Source organism: Burkholderia sp. GbtcB21, assembly GCF_019091065.1.
Lineage (GTDB): Bacteria > Pseudomonadota > Gammaproteobacteria > Burkholderiales > Burkholderiaceae > Burkholderia > Burkholderia pyrrocinia_C.
The window spans coordinates 1-388 of the sequence record NZ_JAGXKA010000127.1; the positions used below are offsets into that span (position 1 = coordinate 1).

At 59.8% G+C, this 388-nt stretch carries 1 protein-coding gene; it reads right to left on the bottom strand.

Annotated elements, in window-relative coordinates; translation table 11 throughout:
- Window positions 1–166: 166 nt before the first annotated feature.
- The coding region (locus tag KVT39_RS36595; RefSeq protein ID WP_217591441.1) for a hypothetical protein at window positions 167–388 on the bottom strand (222 nt) is incomplete at its 5' end.

Consider the following 388-nt stretch of genomic DNA (forward strand, 5'->3'; position numbering starts at 1 on the left):
TCTCGATGCGATGTCGAATGTAATATTCGTCATCGAGAGCCTGCTCCTCAGAAATGAGATGTCCCGCGTACGGAACGATGGTCAGGATACGATCAACCTCACCAGCCAGGAGGCCGTCGATCCGCTGTTCCAGTTCTGATCGAGTCGTCAATTTTCGCTGCCCGGATTATTTGATGACTTCTAGCCCATTTTCTGCGCGAGCAGCCAATTCGGCGCGAAGCTCTTCGTCTCGCAGCGAGCGTACAGCACGATCGGCGCGGAGTTCTTCATCGCGCAGCGAACGTGCCGCACGGTCGGCCAGCTCGGCGCGCAGCTCTTCGTCCCGCAGCGAGCGTGCAGCGCGATCGGCACGGAGTTCTTCGTCGCGCAGCGAACGTGCCGCACGGTC